18 protein-coding genes are annotated in these 19722 nt (G+C 58.8%); 12 read left to right on the forward strand and 6 right to left on the reverse strand.

The features are described 5' to 3' along the window. The first annotated feature begins 18 nt into the window (after positions 1-18). The 5 genes from mtrB to secA all read left to right on the forward strand — a co-directional run bounded on the left by mtrB (position 19) and on the right by secA (position 7970). Positions 19-1692 (forward strand): MtrAB system histidine kinase MtrB, encoded by a 1674-nt coding sequence (gene mtrB, locus HMPREF2681_RS01365; protein WP_210384522.1) that lies wholly within the window; start codon positions 19-21, stop codon positions 1690-1692. Continuing rightward, positions 1693-3534: an LpqB family beta-propeller domain-containing protein gene (locus HMPREF2681_RS01370; protein ID WP_049193303.1), complete on the forward strand. Its 1842-nt coding sequence runs from the start codon at positions 1693-1695 to the stop codon at positions 3532-3534. It begins immediately after the preceding gene. Positions 3535-3886: 352 nt separating this feature from the next. Then, complete coding sequence (locus HMPREF2681_RS11155; protein WP_210384523.1) at positions 3887-4285, forward strand: hypothetical protein; 399 nt, start codon at positions 3887-3889, stop codon at positions 4283-4285. A gap of 161 nt (positions 4286-4446) precedes the next feature. Further along, on the forward strand, positions 4447-5106 hold the full coding sequence (gene hpf, locus HMPREF2681_RS01380) for a ribosome hibernation-promoting factor, HPF/YfiA family (RefSeq protein WP_016422210.1): 660 nt from the start codon (positions 4447-4449) through the stop codon (positions 5104-5106). A 161-nt stretch (positions 5107-5267) separates the two neighbouring features. After that, entirely contained in the window at positions 5268-7970 is a 2703-nt protein-coding gene (gene secA / locus HMPREF2681_RS01385) for a preprotein translocase subunit SecA (RefSeq protein ID WP_070545755.1), read from the forward strand. 3 nt (positions 7971-7973) lie between these two features. Here the strand turns inward: secA and HMPREF2681_RS01390 are convergent, their stop codons facing one another. After that, positions 7974-8597 (reverse strand): hypothetical protein, encoded by a 624-nt coding sequence (locus HMPREF2681_RS01390; protein ID WP_049172812.1) that lies wholly within the window; start codon positions 8595-8597, stop codon positions 7974-7976. Between the two features lie 290 nt (positions 8598-8887). Here HMPREF2681_RS01390 and HMPREF2681_RS01395 point away from each other — a divergent pair, with 290 nt between their 5' ends. From HMPREF2681_RS01395 to HMPREF2681_RS01410, 4 genes are all read left to right on the forward strand, one after another. Next, on the forward strand, positions 8888-9298 hold the full coding sequence (locus tag HMPREF2681_RS01395) for an HAD-IA family hydrolase (protein ID WP_038627918.1): 411 nt from the start codon (positions 8888-8890) through the stop codon (positions 9296-9298). Beyond that, complete coding sequence (locus HMPREF2681_RS01400; RefSeq protein ID WP_070429792.1) at positions 9298-9789, forward strand: DUF6912 family protein; 492 nt, start codon at positions 9298-9300, stop codon at positions 9787-9789. Before HMPREF2681_RS01395 ends, HMPREF2681_RS01400 begins: the two co-directional genes overlap by 1 nt. A 329-nt stretch (positions 9790-10118) precedes the next feature. Next, complete coding sequence (locus HMPREF2681_RS01405) at positions 10119-11183, forward strand: flavin reductase family protein (protein ID WP_070545757.1); 1065 nt, start codon at positions 10119-10121, stop codon at positions 11181-11183. A gap of 69 nt (positions 11184-11252) precedes the next feature. Beyond that, positions 11253-12593, forward strand: a complete 1341-nt coding sequence (locus HMPREF2681_RS01410; RefSeq protein ID WP_070545760.1) for a fatty acid desaturase family protein — start codon at positions 11253-11255, stop codon at positions 12591-12593. Here HMPREF2681_RS01410 and HMPREF2681_RS01415 read toward each other — a convergent pair. The 3 genes from HMPREF2681_RS01415 to aroA are packed head-to-tail and all read right to left on the reverse strand — an operon-like array spanning position 12590 to position 16489. Next, positions 12590-13975 (reverse strand): chloride channel protein, encoded by a 1386-nt coding sequence (locus HMPREF2681_RS01415; RefSeq protein ID WP_070545763.1) that lies wholly within the window; start codon positions 13973-13975, stop codon positions 12590-12592. The genes HMPREF2681_RS01410 and HMPREF2681_RS01415 overlap by 4 nt on opposite strands. After that, positions 13962-15008, reverse strand: coding sequence for a ribosome small subunit-dependent GTPase A (gene rsgA / locus HMPREF2681_RS01420; protein WP_070545764.1), 1047 nt, complete (start codon positions 15006-15008; stop codon positions 13962-13964). Before rsgA ends, HMPREF2681_RS01415 begins: the two co-directional genes overlap by 14 nt. A gap of 2 nt (positions 15009-15010) precedes the next feature. After that, a complete protein-coding gene (aroA, locus tag HMPREF2681_RS01425) occupies positions 15011-16489 on the reverse strand; it encodes a 3-phosphoshikimate 1-carboxyvinyltransferase (RefSeq protein ID WP_070545768.1) in 1479 nt (492 codons plus the stop codon). A gap of 70 nt (positions 16490-16559) precedes the next feature. On the opposite strand from aroA, the gene HMPREF2681_RS01430 reads away from it, so the two are divergent. Beyond that, positions 16560-17255 carry an SOS response-associated peptidase gene (locus HMPREF2681_RS01430; RefSeq protein ID WP_070545770.1) on the forward strand — a complete coding sequence of 232 codons (696 nt, stop codon included), beginning with the start codon at positions 16560-16562 and terminating at the stop codon, positions 17253-17255. Positions 17256-17294: 39 nt separating this feature from the next. Here the strand turns inward: HMPREF2681_RS01430 and ybaK are convergent, their stop codons facing one another. Further along, positions 17295-17807, reverse strand: a complete 513-nt coding sequence (ybaK, locus tag HMPREF2681_RS01435; protein ID WP_070545773.1) for a Cys-tRNA(Pro) deacylase — start codon at positions 17805-17807, stop codon at positions 17295-17297. A 98-nt stretch (positions 17808-17905) separates the two neighbouring features. Between ybaK and HMPREF2681_RS01440 the strand changes: the two genes are divergently transcribed. After that, on the forward strand, positions 17906-18535 hold the full coding sequence (locus tag HMPREF2681_RS01440; RefSeq protein WP_070545775.1) for a sigma-70 family RNA polymerase sigma factor: 630 nt from the start codon (positions 17906-17908) through the stop codon (positions 18533-18535). Further along, on the forward strand, positions 18532-18840 hold the full coding sequence (gene rsrA, locus HMPREF2681_RS01445) for a mycothiol system anti-sigma-R factor (protein ID WP_083295705.1): 309 nt from the start codon (positions 18532-18534) through the stop codon (positions 18838-18840). Before HMPREF2681_RS01440 ends, rsrA begins: the two co-directional genes overlap by 4 nt. A 303-nt stretch (positions 18841-19143) precedes the next feature. Here the strand turns inward: rsrA and HMPREF2681_RS01450 are convergent, their stop codons facing one another. Then, a complete protein-coding gene (locus tag HMPREF2681_RS01450) occupies positions 19144-19701 on the reverse strand; it encodes a hypothetical protein (protein WP_141746265.1) in 558 nt (185 codons plus the stop codon). Between the last annotated feature and the right edge of the window lie 21 nt (positions 19702-19722).

Genomic DNA, 19722 nt, shown 5'->3' on the forward strand with positions numbered 1-19722 from the left:
GACTTCACCAATAGGGGAGTGACCTGGGCGGTTACACTCTGGCGCACGTCTATTCAAGCGCGCATTCTGACCTCTGTGGTGGTACTGAGCGCGATGGTGATTGCGGTACTCGGTTTCGCGTTGGCGACTATTGTTACCCAGCGGCTTATCGACGCAAAGGTTACCGCTGCCGACGAGGAAATTGACCGTGCTCGCGCAGTGGTGGAGCGGGCGATTGAGAACTCTTCGTCCAACGAGCTGCAAGCTCTGCTCAACGTGGGGCGCGATGCCCTTGTGAACCGTGCAGCCGGTTCCGGTGCTGCACCATTGACAAGTTATGAACCACTGCTCGTGGCGCCGGTGCCGCGAGGCACGGTGTTGGCTTCATCGCCGATTAAGGCTGATGTCCCAGAACGATTGCATGAAGTAGTCCGACAAGGGCAAATTGCGTATCAGGTACGCCAAGTCACTGATAACCGCGGCGATACGTACTCGGCGTTAATTATCGGTAGTCCCACTTCTACCTCGGTTGATGGGCTCGAGCTCTATCTGGTCACCTCTATGGCCGCAGAGGAATCGACTATTAAGTTGGTTCGTGGTCTGCTCGCCGGTGCGACAGTAATCATCATGGCGCTTCTCGGTGGTATTACTTGGTTCTTCTCCAATCAGGTGACGACACCAGTGCGTTCCGCTGCCCAGATTGCCCAGCGCTTTGCCGACGGTCACTTGCGCGAACGCATGGTCGTGCAAGGTGAAGATGACATGGCGCGACTGGCAATGAGCTTTAACAAGATGGCCGAATCGCTGTCCACGCAGATTAGACAGTTGGAGGAATACGGCAGTCTGCAGCGACAGTTCACCTCCGATGTTTCGCATGAGTTGAGGACACCTCTGACCACGGTGCGTATGGCCGCCGATCTTATTGCTGACGGCGCTGAGGACCTCGATCCGGCGACTCGCCGCGCAGCTGAGCTGATGAATGAGGAGCTTGAGCGTTTTGAGATGCTTCTCAATGACCTGCTTGAGATCTCACGCCACGATGCCGGCGTTGCTGACCTGTCTGCAGAAAAGGTCGATGTCCGTCGCTGTGTGGATGCTGCCTATCAGCAGGTAACAGTCGTGGCTAAGGAGACCGGTACGCCCATCCGCTTCCATCTGCCCGATGAACCGGTAATGGCGACAGTCGACTCGCGTCGTATCGAGCGCGTGCTACGCAATCTTATGGCCAACGCTGTTGATCACAGTGAGGGCAATCCGGTGGATGTCACAGTGCGGGCGAGCGATTCCGCGGTTTCGTTTACGGTAGTTGACCACGGTGTGGGGCTAAAGCCGGAGCAGCAGGAACTGGTGTTTAACCGTTTCTGGCGTGCTGACCCCTCGCGTGTCCGACGCACCGGCGGTACCGGACTTGGCCTGGCAATCGCGCGCGAGGACGCACAATTGCACGGTGGGGAACTGGAGGCATTTGGCGTACCGACGGTCGGTAGCTGTTTCCGTCTGACTGTGCCGCCGGAGCCCGATGCGAGCTTCGGCGAGCATCCGCTCGGACTGGAAGTTCCCTCGCTGCCTGATCAGATTCCGCACCAGCAGGAAATTGGTGCACGGGAGTTGGAATCGGAATCGAATGCACCGCAAGCCAAGAGCCAGGATCAGGCTAAGGAGCAGAGGACTAGCGATAGCGAATCCCGACAGGCACGAGAGGAGGATATTTAAATGACGGCGCAGCAACAGTCAAAGGCTCGTCGCGTCCTGCGTAAGACAGTGGCGCTTAGCTCAGTGATCATTTTGGGCACGGCCGCAGGATGTACCACCATTCCGAGAAACACCAGCCCCCAGGTGCTGCGTCCGTTTGAGCCGCCCCAAGTTCGTATTGAAGTTCCTCAGCCACGACCGAATGTCAATGCAGACATTGTCCTGCGCGACTTTTTCGCCGCGGCCGCGCATCCGGTTGATGATTTTCAAGCTATGCGTGCCTTCATGACCCCGGAACTTGCGGCCAGTTGGAAACCGCAGGATAGTGCCCGCATTCTCGACGGTGTCAACCTCATCGCCCAGAGGGATGAAGGAGGATCGCGACAGTCCTTCGTTGCCCGAGGTCGCAGCGTTGGTCAATTCGGTACTGATGGTGCGTATGAGCCCCAGTCCGGTGACTATGAGGAAACCGTGGAGATGAAGCTTGGTTCGGATGGGCAGTGGCGCATTTCCTCGCTGCCCGACGGTGTTGTCATGGAGCGTCAGGCATTCCTGGAAAACAATGTGCCTCGCAATATCTATTTCCTCGATCCGGCGGGTAATCATTTGGTCACAGATCGTCGTTGGCTCTATCGTGGCGTCACCGATGGCGCGACCAATCTGTTGACGAAGCTGAAGAACGGCCCATCAGCACCACTGCGGCCGGGCGTCACCACCGTGCTCAAGCCCAATGCCTCAATTGCGGTGGAAGCAGGACCTGTGTCCAACGCGGACGGTCGCAGGGTCGAAATCACCGGATTGGGTGATGTTTCCGAGGAACTGCGTGTCATGCTCGCGGCGCAGATTATCTGGACTCTCGACTCGGCAGATTTCCGTGGTCCGTGGATCCTCATGGCCGACGGCGAACCACTAGTTGCCAGCCACGACGAGCCGTGGACGAAGGACACCGACACAATCCAGCTCTACGACCCGAATCATCTACCGGCTGATAACGCACCGTTACGGACGGTCGACCGCAGCGGTATCTACGAGATCGCTGACGGCCACGCCACACCTGTGGGACGCGGCTGGACCGCCAGCGGCAGCACCGCGGTGTTCTCCGCGGCAGTGGGCACCAACCCCAATGGCAGCGAGCTCATTGCCGCCGTGTTCCGCTCGGCCGTGGATGGTCGTGCTGGGTCGTATGACCTCGGGGAGTCCACATTGATGCTCGGCGGAATACAAGATCAGCCGGTTCCTGTGCTGACTGGCGAGAGTCTCACCCGTCCGACATGGTCTCCAGACGCCGAGGCGGTCTGGACAGTGAAGGACGGTACAACCGTCGTACGCCTGGTTCGGCAGTCGACGTCATCTCGGATTCAGCAGGAGGAGGTTGATACCTCTGAGCTCAATCACCTTCTTGACGGCGGCGCAGGCACGGGGCGCCCGAGCGCCGGTATTTCTGAATTCCGCGTCGATTCTTCAGGCACGCAGGTAGCGATGATTATCGCTGGTGAAGTCTATATCGCCACCATCGAAAGGCATGACGATAAACCGTGGAAGTTGACGCACCCGCGTGCTCTGCCGCTCCCTGAAAACGTTTCCCCGGTGTCGCTGACGTGGTCGCCGAATCAAACGGTCACGGTGGGCGGTTACAGCGGAGACACCCCGATGTGGAGTGCCTTCCCGGACGGTGCGACCAGCTCCGTTCTGCCGAAGCTCAACCTGACACCGCCAATTCCTGTGGTTACCGCGACCTCGTCGAAGCGTTACGCGTTGGATGCCACCGGTGTCATGGAGCTGATCTCCAGCGAGGGGCAGCAGCAGTTCTGGCGCCAGGTTCCGGGTGCGCGCGGTCGAATGGCTCCGGTGTCTGTGGAATAAGCGCAAATCGGGGAGGGGATTAATGGCGCAGGGTAGGTCATCGCAGGAATTTCTGCGCGCGCTTTACGACGTTACCCGCGATGCGATCGGCCTCGTGATACCGGAAACCTGTCCGGTGTGCGGCTGCTCCGGGGCGCTGTGTCGCGGTTGCAAGGACGATCTTCAGCAACCTCCAGTGCGGTTTTCACCGCGGGCTGCGTTACGCGCAGCAGCGTGGACCTGCGGTCCGTACTCGGGTGCGAGGAGACATCTCATTTTGTCGGCCAAAGAACGGGGCAGTGGTGAAGCCAGACGAATCATGGGGGCCGTGTTCGCCGCTGCGGTACGAAGGCTGGCCTCTGATGGCCATATAATGCCCCCGGAAATTACCCCCGTCATTTTGATTCCCGCGCCGACAAGATCGTCATCCCGTCGACAACGGGGTGGGGATCCGGTAACGATTGCCTGCGATTTTGCCTGCAGCCAGCTGCCCTCCAGCTCGGTATTGCCCCTGGTGCGCATTGGTGGGCGCACGCGGGATTCCGCGGAGCTTGGGGCTTCTCAACGCAGACGAAATCTTTCTGGCCACATTGTGCCGCAGACGGAATTCAAGCGCGGAATTAGCGACAAGCTGCGACAACGCTGTGCGCAGGCGACAGTAATTCTGGTTGATGATGTGGCCACCACTGGTGCCACTGCAGCGGAAACCGAGTTGGTGGCAGCGTCATTGGGGATTCGCATCGACATGGTGTTGGTGCTCGCCCGGGCGTAGACGCAGGGGTGTCGTCGGCAAGCGAAAAATAAACGAGGGGAACGTGGCATTGGTTACCCCCGGAACTGTATCCTGGGGGTGCAGAAAGACTCGTCACCGTAGACGCCGTGAGTAATCCCGCTCACGGAAGGGCGGTGGCCATACCGGGAGGTAGGTAGCAAGTGTCCACACCTGCTGACAACAACGAGGTACTCAGCCCGAACGCTCAGGTGACCATCACCGGGCGCAATGTTGAGGTTCCAGAGCACTTCGCAGATCGTGTTAAGGCGAAGCTGGCGAAGATTGAGCGCCTCGACCCGACTTTGACCTTCTTCCACGTGGAGCTCCAGCACGAGCCGAATCCGCGCCGTGCAGACCGCTCTGACCGTATTCAGATCACCGCTACTGGCAAGGGGCACCTGGCTCGTGCGGAAGCGAAGGAAGATAGCTTCTACGCTGCACTGGAGTCTGCTCTGGGCAAGATGGAGCGCTCCCTGCGTAAGGTGAAGGCTCGCCGCAAGATTAGCCGTTCTGGCCACCGTGCACCGATGTCCGTCGGCGAGGCAACTGCTTCGCTGGTTGCAGAGGCTGAGGCAGCGGCTCCGGAAAAGGCTGATCCGTACGAGGATCTGGTTGAGGACGTGACCCCTGGCCAGGTTGTGCGTACCAAGCAGCACTCCGCAACTCCGATGACGGTGGAAGATGCTCTGTCTGAGATGGAGCTCGTCGGTCACGACTTCTACCTCTTCGTTAACGAGGCAACCTCTCGTCCGTCCGTGGTCTACCGTCGTCACGCATACGACTACGGTCTGATTGAGCTGGCAGACGAAGACGAGAAGTAAGTCTTCACCAAAAAGAGCACGCAATACCGCGCAGAGCTGTGTATTGGTAAGTAATTGCTCACATGAGCCCGTCTTCTCTTAGAAGGGAAGGCGGGTTCGTCGTATAATCAACCGTTGCACATTAAAGTTCGACGTGAATCGGCCGGAAAGGTCCCAATTTAGTGTTTTCGCTCAGCAAGTTGCTCCGCATTGGTGAAGGCCGCGCTGTCAAGAGGCTTGGCAATATTGCAGATCAGGTCATCGCCAAGGAAGACGAGTACGCAGCTCTTTCAGACGATGAACTCCGTGCCAAGACCGAGGAGTTTAAGAAGCAGCTGGCTGACGGTGCCGATGTAGACGATTTGCTTCTGGATGCTTTCGCCACGGCGCGCGAGGCATCCTGGCGCGTGCTGGGGCAGAAGCACTACCGCGTCCAGGTTATGGGCGGTGCGGCACTGCACTTCGGCAACGTTGCCGAGATGGGTACTGGTGAAGGTAAGACCCTGACCTGTGTGCTGCCCGCATACCTCAATGCGTTGGCAGGCAAGGGTGTTCATGTCGTTACGGTTAATGACTACCTGGCTAAGCGTGACGCGGAGTGGATGGGTCGAGTCCACCGCTTCCTGGGGCTTGAGACTTCCGTGATTCTCTCTGAGCTCAGTCCGGACCAGCGCCGCAAGGCCTATGCTGCCGACATCACCTACGGCACGAACAACGAGTTCGGCTTTGACTACCTGCGCGATAACATGGCGCATTCGCTCGACGATTTGGTGCAGCGTGGGCACCACTTTGCCATCGTCGATGAGGTTGACTCGATTCTGATTGACGAGGCCCGTACCCCGTTAATCATTTCCGGTCCGGCAGATGGCGATCCGCACTGGTACCTGGCGTTTTCCAAGATTGTGCCGCGTATGAAGCGCGACATTCACTACGAAGTCGATGAGCGTAAGCGCACCATCGGTATTCGTGAAGAGGGCGTTGAATTCGTTGAGGATCAGCTGGGTATTGCCAACCTGTATGCTCCGGAAAACTCCTCGCTGGTCAGCTACCTGAACAATGCCCTGAAGGCCAAGGAGCTGTTCACCCGCGACAAGGATTACATTATCCGCAATGGTGAGATCCTCATTGTCGATGAGTTCACCGGTCGCGTGCTGGCAGGCCGTCGCTATAACGAGGGCATGCACCAGGCAATTGAGGCCAAGGAAGGGGTGGAGATTAAAAACGAGAACCAGACGCTGGCAACCGTTACGCTCCAGAACTACTTCCGCCTCTACGACAAGCTGTCCGGTATGACCGGTACGGCTGAGACCGAAGCGGCTGAGCTGCACCAGATTTACAAGCTGAATGTCATGTCGATTCCGCCGAATCGCCCGAAGCAGCGTGAGGATCTGCCCGACCTGATTTACAAAACGCAGGAGGCAAAGTTTGCCGCTGTTGTCGAGGACATCCGCGAATGCCATGAAAAGGGCCAGCCAGTTCTCGTTGGTACGACGTCAGTTGAGAAATCCGAGTACCTTTCCAAGCTCCTGCAGCGCGAAGGTATTCCTCACTCTGTGCTGAACGCTAAGCACCACGAGAAGGAAGCTGAGATTGTCGCAGTGGCGGGTCGTCTCGGAGGCGTTACCGTGGCAACTAACATGGCCGGTCGTGGTACTGACATTGTGCTGGGCGGTAACCCGGACATCATCGCTGACCTGAATCTGCGCTCTCGTGGTCTGGACCCGGTGGAAACTCCGGAAGAGTACGAAGAGGCGTGGGACGCTGAGATTGAGCGTGTTCGTCAGCAGTCGAAGGAAGAAGCTGACAAGGTACGTGAGGCCGGTGGCCTCTACGTCCTGGGTACTGAGCGTCATGAGTCACGCCGCATTGACAACCAGTTGCGTGGTCGTACCGGTCGTCAGGGTGACCCGGGTGTTACCCGCTTCTACCTGTCCATGCGCGATGATCTCATGGTTCGCTTCAACGGTCAGCGCATGGAAGCGCTGATGAACACTCTGAATGTCCCGGATGACGTTCCTATCGACTCCAAGGTTGTCTCCAACTCCATTAAGAGCGTCCAGGCTCAGGTGGAAAGCCAGAACTTCGAAATCCGTAAGAATGTTCTGAAGTATGACGAGGTTATGAACCAGCAGCGTAAGGTCATCTACGCTGAGCGCCGTCGCATCCTCGAAGGTGAGGATTTGAAGACTCAGGTCCGTGACATGCAGGACGACGTAGTCGATGCGTATGTCAACGGTGCCACCGCTGACGGTTACGTGGAGGATTGGGACCTCGACGAGCTGTGGAATGCCCTTGAGCAGCTCTATAGCCCGACGTTTACCGCGCAAGAGCTCATTGATGGCTCTGACTTCGGTACCCCGGGTGACCTCTCGGCCGATGAGCTGTCCAAGGCTCTGCACGCGGACATCTCGGCCAGCTACGACCAGCTTGAGGATGCGGTCTCCGCAATTGGCGGCGACGACCAGATGCGCAACATCGAGCGCTTCACCATCCTGAACGTCATGGACCAGAAGTGGCGCGAGCACCTCTACGAGATGGACTACCTCAAGGAGGGCATTGGCTTGCGCGCCATGGCCCAGGCTGACCCGCTGGTGGAGTACCAGCGTGAGGGCTACGACATGTTCACCGCGATGATGGACGGCATCAAGGAAGAATCGGTTCGTCAGCTGTTCCTAATCCGTAAGCAGGTTATGCCCGCAGTGGAAAACACTGAGGGACAGGAGAATCAGGCTCCAGCTCTGCCGACGGAAGCTGCTGAGCAAAATCAGCAGATGACCTACTCCGGTCCCAGCGAGGACGGCAGTGCAGAGCAGCAGCGCGTGGATCAAGAGTCTGAGGGCAACCGAGCGCAGCGTCGGAAGGCGGCTCGCAAGCGCCGTCGCTAAGCACTAAAGCACCCGAAACGCGGTCATGGTCCATGGCCGCGTTTTTGCTGTTCCGCGGCGGAAAGTGCCCGTGAACGCGCGAACGCGCGGACCGACACGGCAACTACCCAGGAACTCGACCTTCTTGCCGTCCGCGGAAGCGCTGGCGTGAAAGGATTGCAACGCGACACCCTTGAGGCTGGTGTTCTTCGACAGCGTGAGTATCGCAGCGTGAATAATCGGGTCGATATTGATGCGACGTAGATCGTTGACTCGCCTGCGACCCGCGATGATGTCGAAGACGCGGCGAGTAATCGTGCCAAGCTCCTGTCTCAGATTCTGTTCACAGTGCTGGACGACGTGCGGTGTTTGCGGCGTCTTTTTTGCAGCAGGAGCGGCCGCGACGGGCGGTAATGCCGTCATGACAGCGGCTCCGGTGGCAGCCGAGCATCCGCTGTAGGTCGGTGCCACTTTTGCGGTTTGAGAGGCGGCGGCATTAGCTGACTGGCCGAGTTGAATTGTGTGGAGAAGCGAAAAGCCCGTTGCCGGTTCAATGGATTCCCTGCCACTGGAGCGGTGCTCAGCGGCGTGCGACAGCGCGTAAGGCATCGGTGTCTGAGATTTTGGTACGTGAGACGTTGGTGCCATGGATTAATCCCCCTAAAACGCTCCATTGGCAAGTTCCCCCTTGCTGAAGACCATTGTCCTACAAGTGCTTTAAGTGTGCAGCTTGTGAAGGGGAATTCACGGCCGGCGTGGGGGGGGGGATTGGGGAGAAGGCGCAGTCGCGAAATGGGCTGAGTGTTTCGCTGTTAATGGTCCTATCGGTTTCCGTCAAGGCCGTTCTGGTCGCCTACAATTGGGCGTAACGAACAGCCAATTAACACGCTGAACTGGAAAAAAGGCAAACGTGCAGGTCATGCGATAAACTACAGGCCATGCGCGGAATGATTATCGATTACTGTGGTGTCCTTGACGGCACGGATGAAGACCAGGCACGTTGGCGTAATTTGCTGGTAGAGGCGCGTGCAAATGGTGTTGGCCTGGCAGTCCTGTCGAATGACCCAGGTGGCCCATCGGCGGATCCGATTCGCAAGCTCGAAGATGAGGGCCTGGTAGACGCAGTTGTGCTCTCTGGTGAAATTGGCCATGAGAAGCCTTCGGCAGAGGCTTTTAATGCAGCCGCTGCGGCTATTGAACTGCCGGCACGGGACTGCGTGCTGGTAGATGATTCGATTGAGAACATCCATGCGGCCGTCTCTAACGGCATGGTGGGAGTCTTCTATCAGCAGTTCGACCGCGCAGTGGTCGAGATTGCCGGTCTACTGGGTCTCGAGGGCGAGTTCTAATGCGCGTCTATATCCCAGCGACTTTCTCCATGCTTGAGGCGCTGAAGGAGGATGAGCTCTTCCACGCCCGCGGTGGTTGGGGCTTTGCTGTCACTGAATCGCTGCGCGATTTCTTTACTGAGGGCGATGATGAGGAACTGGCAGACGTAGCCTTTGATGAGGCTGCGCGTGCGTCGCTCCGTCTGCTCGATGCCGCAGAAGAGAAGTTCCCGCACCGTCGAGTGGTCATTTCCGTTGATGTGGAGGCGGAGCCGCAGTCGGATATGGGAGATGCCGTGGTTAAGGTCGGCGGCCCAATTTCGCTTGCCGACGTTGCAGCGCTCCACATTGATGTGAAAGAGGCGGAAAACAAGGTTGAGGCTGCGATTGATGCCGTCGATAAGGCGGATCTCGGTGACGAGGATGCGGAGCTCACTGTCGGCGACGCGCTGGAGATCCCGCTGGCGTGGTATGACGTAGCTGAGCTCGGCATGGTGGTCGACTTCCTGTAGTAGCGCGTGCTCGGCGTTAAAGAAGGGGACTGGGTTTAGGAACCCAGCCCCTTTTTTGTATGGCACAAGTGTTTTCAGCGGGGGTATAAAAGGCGGGATTGTTTTGTGTGGATAAGCTCCATGTCAAAGGGGGTGTTTCGCACGGGAGTGGGGGTAATGACAATTTCGCTATTTGTGTCAAAACCATTTGTTTCTCTTGACCAATAACTTACCGCTCCGTAGTCTACGTCTAAGTAACCTACGGACACGTAATAATGAATCGGGTGGGGCATGCCTGCTGATGAACAGTGTTATTGCGTGTTCGCCCGTGATAGTCAGGAGGGCCAAAAATGGGACTTAAGACCAGAGTTTCCCGGGTATTCAAGCATTTATCCACGCCACTTTTGCCCGATGACTACACGCATTTGCTAAATCCGCTGTGGTCAAGTCGCGAGCTGCGCGGTCAGATTGAGGCCATTAATCCCACATCTCCTACTTCAGCAGAGTTGATAATCCGTCCGGGTTGGGGGATGCCAACAGACTTCAAGCCAGGCCAGTTCATCGGAGTCGGCGTAGAGGTCAAGGGGAAATACCTGTGGCGCTCCTACTCGCTGACAAATGCGCCGCGGCCTCATGACGGGCTGCTGACTATCAACATCCGTGCGCTCAACGACGGCTACGTGTCCCAACACCTCGTCGCCAATGTAAAGCCGGGTACTGTCGTCCGCCTCGCTGCCCCGGCTGGAGACTTCTATCTTCCGGAGCCGCTCCCAGCCCGCATTGCGTTTGTTACCGCAGGCTCCGGCGTCACTCCGGTGATTTCGATGCTGCGTGATCTTTCAGCTCGCAATGCCTCAGTGGAAGTCGAGCACATTCACTCCTACCGCGGCGAGGCAGAAGCTGTGTTTGTCAATGAGCTTCGCGAGCTGGAACAGTGCAGCGCTACTAGCGCGTTGAAGTATCGCCTGCATGCCCGGAATACGGAGACGCAGCCGCGGATTGACGCTGCGGCGGTTACCGACATCATTGCTGACTTTGGAGCGCTGGCATCGTCGGCAAGCGCCTACGCCTGTGGTCCGGTTGAACTGCTGAAAAACCTTGAGCCGGAGTTTCCCGGGCTGCGGACGGAACGTTTCACCGTTGACCGCTCGGCGGCAGGGGAGGTCGGCGGCACGGTGAGTTTAGGCAGCCGAGGCGATATCGACGTAGACGGTGCAACCACCATCCTGGAGGCGGCCGAGAGCGTCGGGGTTGACCTGCCGTACGGCTGTCGGATGGGAATTTGTGCGACGTGCGTGCAGCAGCTCTCCGACGGCGCAGCGCGGGACATCCGCACCGGTGCGACGTTTGTGGCGGGGGAGCGGGTCCGAACGTGCGTCTGTGCGCCGGCGGGGCACGCGCGTATCGAACTGTAAGTTCGCCCCACATCTATCTCAACCTGTATTAACCAGGAGAAACTACCTAAAGGAGTTGGGACCCTTCCCATGGCAATTTCTGATATCGCATCGTATGCGCACTTGAGCGAAGAAGACGTCGCAGAGATTGGGCGTCGATTTGCGGAAATCGAAAAGCAACACCGCGATTCGCTGGGGCAGAAGGATGCTCGCTACATCCGCACGCTCATCCGCATTCAACGCACCCTTGAGGTGACTGGTCGAGGTCTGCTGATGGTACCGACAGCCGGCATGGCCCTGAACAAACTAGGGATGCTGCCGAAGTCGTGGAAGAACACCGCGCACTGGGGTTTCAAATGGGCGGGTGCCTCAGCGCTGGGGCTGGCAAAGATTTTGGAAAACCTCGAAATCGGCCACAACACCATGCACGGTCAGTGGGACTGGATGAATGACCCCGAGATTCACTCGGCCACCTGGGAGTGGGACAATTCCTGCCCATCCAGCGGGTGGAAGCACTCCCACAACTTTGTCCACCACAAGTACACCAACGTGCTCGGTATGGACAACGATGTGGGATATGGCATTCTCCGGGTGACTCGTGACCGCCGTTGGAAGCCATCGACGCTGCTGCAGCCGGTGACAAACGTGGCGTTGGCCAGCCTTTTCCAATGGGCAGTGGCCTTCTATGACGTCGAGCTCGGGCGCGTGTTCGCCGGCAAGAAATCCTGGGATGAGGCCCGACCGCAGCTCATGGAGGTGCTCAACAAGTCGGGGCGCCAGGTGCTCAAGGACTACGTTCTCTTCCCGGCGATGGCGGGTCCGCGTTACCGTGAGGTGGCCTTTGCGAACATGATGGCCAACCTCGCCCGTAATCTTTGGGCCTACGCGGTCATCTTCTGCGGACACTTTCCGGATGATGCCGAGACTTTCACCAAGGAGCAGTACAACACCGAGGACAAGAGTGAGTGGTATTTGCGCCAAATGCTGGGCTCGGCGAACTTCCACGGTGGGCTGGCGCTGTCGGTGCTCTCAGGAAATCTGAATTACCAGATTGAGCACCACCTGTTCCCGGACATGCCATCCAACAGGCTTGCGCAGATTTCGAAGCAGGTTCAGCAAATCTGCCGGGAATACGACCTGCCATACAACACGGGGTCGTTCCCGAAGCAGTTCTTCCAGGTCCAGCGCACGCTGCTGAAGTTGTCGCTGCCGGATCGTTTCTTAGTCGCTGACCCGGACAACGCCCCAGAGGTACGTTCGGAGGCGGCGTTCAAGAAGTATCCGCAGGTTGAAGCGGAGCTCCAGTCCAGTTCCCCGCAACGCAAGGGCTTAGCGACGGGCCTGCGAATGCTCCGCCGTCTTCGCCCAGGTGCCCGGGAAATTGTCCGGGCCTACACAGGTCGCTCGACGCACACTGTTGCGCGCGGTTAGCCCTCGGCCCGCTTGCGGACCACAGCCGCGACTGCTGGTTCGCGGTTCCATGGCATTGATTGCTTGTGGGGGAGCCGTAGCCAGGCGCGAATCATGGTCACGGTCAGCGTCGCAGTTGCACCAGCGAGGAAGAGTGCTAAGTAAGCCGAGGAATTCTGGCCGGTGAACTCCACGGTCACGATCAGTGCGAAAAGTGGGGCTGCCATGGACGCCGACAGGAAGGCCGCCGCGCCGAGAATCGCAAAGTCGCTCAGCGGAACTGAGGGCATCAATGGCTGTACGAAGCAGCCGACGATGAAACCGCTGAGCGCGCCAAGGGCAAAGCCGGGAGTCAAGAGACCACCGACGGCACCAGAACGGAAAGTAACGAGAACCGCGATAGCTTTCGCAATCAGCAGGATGACTGCAAAACCCAGCAGCGGGCGGTCCATGAGAACTGTGGTCGCAGCGATACGGCCATTGCCCAAGACTTCTGGAACCCACAGTGAAATCACACCAACCAGCGTAAATGCGAGGGGGATGGCCCAGGCAGAGTGCCAGCCAGTCGGTGCTTTGTCCGACATCCGCGAGCTGAGAATGCGAAATGCGTAGCCGATGGCACCGCAGATAACACCGATGAGCAGTGCTGCCCCGAGGTTGCCCCAGCCGTCCGAGAGATTAATTGGGCTGTAGAGCGGGCTACTGCCGACCACGATGCCCGACGTCACCGTGGCAATGGCTGAACACGCCAGCACCACCATCACCGCGGTAATACTCAGCGAGCCCAGCAGAATCTCCAACGAGAAAACCGCTCCAGCCAACGGGATGTGATAAATCGCCCCCAGGCCGGCACCGGCTGCTGCTGCGGCCAGAATACGGCGGTGTAGCGGATCGATGCGCAGTCGATGCGACATCTGCGAGGCCACCATCGCACCGAGCTCACGCGGGGCATTCTCGCGTCCCATGGATGCACCTGCAGCGACGGTCGCCATCTGCAAAAACACATTGACAAGAGTTGACCACACCGGCATGAGTCGACCGTTCATGCCTGCCTCAACGCTCTCAATGGGCGTGGCCTTTGTGCGCAGCGCTGCCCACACCGGCCCTGCAATCAGTCCCGCCAACACAATTCCGACAAAGCGCTGGAGGCCAGTGGTGCCATCGGTCACGACGGCTACGTCGCCCTCATGTTGTCCGTAAACTGCGTACTCGATGCCGTGCATTATTAGTGCGAGGCCGGCTGCGCCGAGTCCTGTCGCAAGACCCACGATAAGCGTGTAGATACACAGCCGAATCCAACTGCCGGGAGCGGGGTAGAGACCGGAGCCCGCGTTGTCCGCCTCAGCTCCAGCCGAGGCTTCAGAGGGCGTCTCCACAGAACCGGTGTGGCTAGTCTCTTTCAATGTCCAGCTCCCAATCCTCGTTGTCGCTGATGGCGCTCAACAGGCGACGCACGGCCATCGCTCGACGGTGCTGAACTCCCTCCAGCTTGTCGAGGGCGCACTCTGGATCCGCGGGCGGCCCCAAATGGGTGCAACCACGTGGGCATTCATCTGTCGCTGCCTGGATATCTGGAAACGCCGCCAGCAGCGTCTCCGGTGTCACATGAGCCAGACCAAAGGAACGAATGCCCGGGGTATCAATAATCCACGACGTCGCGCTGTCTTCGCTTTCCGACGGCAGCATCAGCGCCACCGACTGCGTGGAGGTATGGCGGCCCTTACCCACACCACTGACTTCGCCGGTCTCACGGTTGGCTTCAGGAACAATCCGGTTGACAAGGGTCGATTTCCCCACACCGGAATGCCCAACCAAAGCTGTCACTCGTCCGGGGACATCGATGAGCTCTGACAAGGGAGCCAAGTCATCATTAATACCGCAGACAACGACATCCACTCCGAGTGCCGAGAACTCCCCGGCAAATTCCTCTGGGTCGGCCAGATCGGATTTAGTCAGACAGAGCACGGGGCGGACACCGCCGGCGTAGGCCGCGACCAGCGCGCGTTCGACAAAACCGGTGCGAGGTTCAGGATCGGCGACTGCGCACACAATGAGCAGCAGGCTGGCATTGGCCACGACGATGCGCTCATACGGGTCATTGTCATCGGCGGTGCGACGCAAAACCGTGCTGCGCTCTGCCAGCTTGACGATGCGGGCCAGTGTGCCCTCACGGCCGCTGACATCGCCGACGACACCGACACGGTCACCGACAACGATATTGGTGCGGCCGAGCTCGCGGGCACGCATGCATGTCACTGCAACATCAGCGTTGTTATCGAGGACTACACCCCAACGACCACGATCCTTGGTCACCACCATGCCCCAGTGGGCATCTGCGTGGCGGGGGCGATCCTTCGTCCGTGGTCGCGACCCTTTACCGGGGCGGATGCGTACATCGGACTCGTCCCATTGCCGTCCACGCCTGCGTGCCGCCACTGTTATTTCCCTGCCTCGGTTCCGTTGTCCACACCATCAATTCGAGCTTCGGCTGACTTTTCCAACGAACTAGGGCTGGGGGAGGCCAGTCCGAGCATCTCCAGCCAGCGCAGGTCGAATCCAGGCATGGTCTTAGCAGTGGTACCGATATTTTCGACTTTCACGCCCTCCGTGCGCAGGCCAACAATGGCACCAGCGGTGGCCATTCGATGGTCGGCGTAGCTGTGCCAGAGACCACCGTGGAGCGGAACGGGGTCGATCGCAATGCCGTCGTCAAGCTCGGTCGCGCGACCGCCGAGACGGTTGATTTCCGTGGTGAGCGCGGCAAGACGGTTGGTCTCGTGACCGCGCAGGTGTGCGATACCCGTCAGCTCGGTGCGGGTAGTGGCCAAGGTGGCGATGGCGGCGACAGTGGGGGTCAGCTCGCCAATCTCGGACATGTCCATCGTGATTCCGCGCAGCTCCGACGGCTTTGGGCCCACGACGGTGAGGCTGGTGCGGCCACTCTCGTGACGGTTCAACGTCACGGTAGCGCCCATAGCGGTGAGGATCTCGCGGATGCGGTCGCCCGGCTGCGTGGTGTGCTCTGGCCAGTCGGGCACGGTGACGCTGCCACCAGTGACAGCCGCAGCGGCCAGGAAAGCGGCGGCGTTGGACAGATCAGGCTCGACCTGCCAAGTACGACCCATCATTTCGGTCGGGTGAATGGTGAACGTTGTGCGTGGTCCCTCAGATGTGTCGGCCGTGGTCTCCTCGACCTGCACACCGGCCTCGCGAAGCATGTCCAGGGTCATGTCAATGTGCGGGCGGGAAGGAATCTCACCGGTCGGGCGAAGTACCAGGCCACGGCCATAGCGTGGTGCTGACAGCAACAGACCAGAGACGAACTGGCTCGAAGCCGAAGCGTCAATTTCCACTTCGCCGCCGATGTCCGGCAGATCCTGCTCCTGGACCGAGTCACCGAGGCGGTTGCCCTGATTCGGACCCTGCGGATTGACCGTGAAGGGAAGCCCATTGCCCGCGATGTTCACACCGAGGCTGCGCAGGGCATCCAGCACGGCCGACATCGGGCGAGCCTTGGCTTCTACGTCGCCTTCGAAGAACACCGACCCCTGCGCAAGAGCTGCGATAGGTGGCACGAAGCGCATAACCGTACCTGCGAGACCACATTCCACAACACCACCGCGGAGCATGCGTGGAGTGACGCGGAGCGTGTGGTTCGGGGCACCCGAATATGTCGAGTCGGCACTGATGTCAGTTCCCAGGGCCTGCAGTGCGCGAATCATAAGATCGGTATCGCGAGAGCGCAGAGCACCATGGATAACCGATGGTGTCGAAGATATCGCCGCGATGACAAGGGCACGGTTCGTAATCGACTTCGAGCCGGCAATCTGCACCGTGGCGCTAAAAGGCTGTCGACCGGCCTCGGCACCGTCGACACTTACAGTAGGGGCGGACCAATTCTGATTTTGGGAACACACACAACCAATTATGGAACACTTTCACTCCATACCTCGACTAGAGGGGGAGTCAACGGCACAATCAGTTGGTATGTGTGGTCGTTTCGTCAATTTCACAGTCGCCGAAGAACTGCTCAGCACCACGGCTGAGATTCCCGGTTTGGCGCCCGTGCGTGCCGACGGCCCGTTGCCCACCTCCCGCTACAACATCGGCCCGACCATGCCAATAGTTGCTCTTGCCCGCGAGCACCCCGGCCGCACAGGAACCATTGCTGCCACCGTGCGCTGGGGTTTAATTCCGCAGTGGGCCCGCGAAGTGCCAACAACACCTTTCTTCAATGCTCGTGCGGAAACCTGGCAGTCCAAACCGACTTTCCGGGACAGCCTGCCCTGCGCAATCCCCATGAACGGTTGGTACGAGTGGAAGAATCGCCAGCCCTACTTCGTCAGCTTCAGCGATGACGCACCGCTTTTCACCGTCGCGGGGCTGTGGGCGCGCTGGGGCGATATCGTCTCCGCCACAATTCTCACCACCGACGCCGTGGGACAGCTCGCGGATCTGCATCATCGTATGCCGCGCGTGCTTGCCGACGACGAAGTCAGTGACTGGTTGGATCTCTCGGCCTGGGCAGCAGACGGAGATGTTGGCATGACCAGCGCAGAAGTGGTGGACAAGCTGACTATCCGGCCGGTCAACCGCGCCGTCGGCAATGTTGCGAATGAAGGGCCGCACCTGCTGAATGGGCCCGATGGAGCAGCACCCGGCCACAACGAGGAGCTGTTTTAAGGCCGTATCAGCGGGGAGATTGCAGGAGTAGCCGCAGGGTTAGCGGGCGATGTCGGCGACCGTGGCGTCGCAAAGCGAAACCAGATCAGCGGGTGACAGTTCGATGTCCCACCCGCGGCGACCACCGGAGACGAACACCGTGTCGGAGAGAGTAGCTGTCTCATCAATGACAGTCGGGAGCTTGCGGCGACCGCCAAGCGGGGAGATGCCGCCGGGAACGTAGCCGGTGGCAAGTGACGCGTCATGGGGGTCGGCCATCATGGCCTTGGAAGCCCCGACAGCCGCGGCGGCGGCCTTGAGGTTGAGCATTCCGGTGGCGGGGACGACGGCGATGGCCAGCCCAGTGCGTTTGCCGGATAGCTCGATAATGAGAGTTTTGAAGATGCGTTCGGGCTCGACTCCGAGATGCTCTAGTAGCCAAGAGGCGGCCTCTTCGCCGAAGTTGTCGCTGCCGTGGGGGAATTGGTGAACGTGGAAGTCGATTCCGGCGTTCTGACAGACGGCGATTGCCGGGGTGGCGGCAGCGGATTTCTTGGCGGACTTCTTCGACATAATTTCCCATCGTTGCACACCAGTGCCGCCACGCTACGAAATGCCTGGTGACGGGGGTCTGGCCGACTCGTGGGTGCGGATGTTTTAGGATAGGTAGCATGTCAGGTGATCAGACAGGAACATCGGCCATCCGGACTGATGAGTCGGATGAGGAGCTTGCGCAGCGCTTTGAGCGTGATGCCATGCCGCTTTTGGATCAGCTCTATGGAGCGGCGCTGCGGATGACACGCAACCCCGCCGATGCCGAAGACCTGGTGCAGGAGACCTATATCAAGGCCTTTCAGGGCTTCCGCTCCTACAAGCCGGGCACGAACCTGAAAGCGTGGCTCTACCGCATTCTGACGAATGCGTACATCAACAACTACCGCAAGGCGCAGCGACGTCCTGCCGAGTACGCCACCGATGACATCACGGATTCACAGATCGCGGAAACCGCGTCGCACACTTCGATAGGGCTGCGCTCTGCTGAGGTTGAAGCGCTGGAAAAGCTTCCTGACGAGGAAATTCGTGACGCTTTGATGAGTCTCAAAGAGGATTACCGGATGGTGGTCTACTACGCCGATGTCGAGGGATTGCCCTACAAGGAAATCGCCGAAATCATGGGCACGCCCATCGGAACTGTGATGAGTCGGCTCCACCGTGGAAGAAAACAGCTCCGAGACGCGTTGCACAACGTGGCCGCGGAACGTGGATTCTTGAAAGAAGAGAAGGGAGATTCTCCGCGATGAGCCGAGAGTCGAGCCAAGATATGGAGCAGACGCCAGAGCGCGGGCACGCCTGTGAAGATGCTTTCTGTCAGGATGTCCACTCGCGCCTACACGCATTTTTGGATGGCGAGTGTGATTCGGAGGAGCGCCGCTTTCTCGAGGAACACATTCACAAATGCCCTCAGTGCTTAGAAGATTTCGGTTCCGAGCAAGCTATCCGACGGCTGCTGCGCCGGTGCTGCCAGCAACCTGCCCCTGAGGACCTCCGCCAGCGCATTACCACCCGTATTCGCGTGTCCTATACGCGGGTGGAGTACCGCAGGTAGTTGCTGGCGGCTGGGTTTTGGCGTGTATTCTTTTGATGCGTAACGCGGTAATGCGGAAAATCCCGGGTCAGGGTGATATGGCCTGGGATGTTTTTGTGAAGCTATTTGTGGCTGGCACACACATTTGGATACAGGGTGTCTAGGTGGGTGCATTTCCGGCGAGGGTGGGTGCAAGTTACCGGAATTCTCGACCCAGGTGGGTGCATTTTCGAGATTTCGATGCACCGAGATTTCGATGCACCCAGCACTTGACTAGGCATTTTACCGTGAGATTTAGGATTCATTAGCCGAATGGCTGGGTACTCACGCCTGCTTTTCAGGTATCGGTAGGTACAACGGCACGTCTGCTCCGACTTCATCAAGTATCAAGTTGTCTGGAATCGGATGCCCCCAAGCCCCGATTGCGAGAAACGTCTTCTGCTGACCTGGGGACAAAGTGAAGGAATCAGCCAATTCAATGCGCACAAAGTCCTCTCGGTTTCGCACGAGCTCAATTTGTACAGGTACGGGACTATCGTTAACGATCGCATACAACGAATTCTTGACCCACTGCACTCGAACACGTTTTGACCCGCTTGCCTCAACTTGTATCGGCGCCTGGGACGCAGTCTCCTTAACAGCGTTGGCAATGGCAGCCAATTGCTGTTCGAGTACGCCAACTTGATCCCGCGCAGCTTGAAGCTGTTGCTCGGCCACATAAGCGGCTTCCTGTGCACGATATTCTGATCGCTCGGCACGCTCTCGCTCGCCCTTAGTAGCAGTACGTGCCTTCTTCGATAGGTGCGCCTGAAAGTATGCGAATCCTCCACCAAACAACGTAACAACAGCCGCACCAGCAGAAATCCACGAAGCAAGATCCATCTTTTTCCCAATTCCGTTCGG

Source organism: Corynebacterium sp. HMSC064H12, from assembly GCF_001809925.1.
GTDB classification, from domain to species: domain Bacteria; phylum Actinomycetota; class Actinomycetes; order Mycobacteriales; family Mycobacteriaceae; genus Corynebacterium; species Corynebacterium jeikeium_D.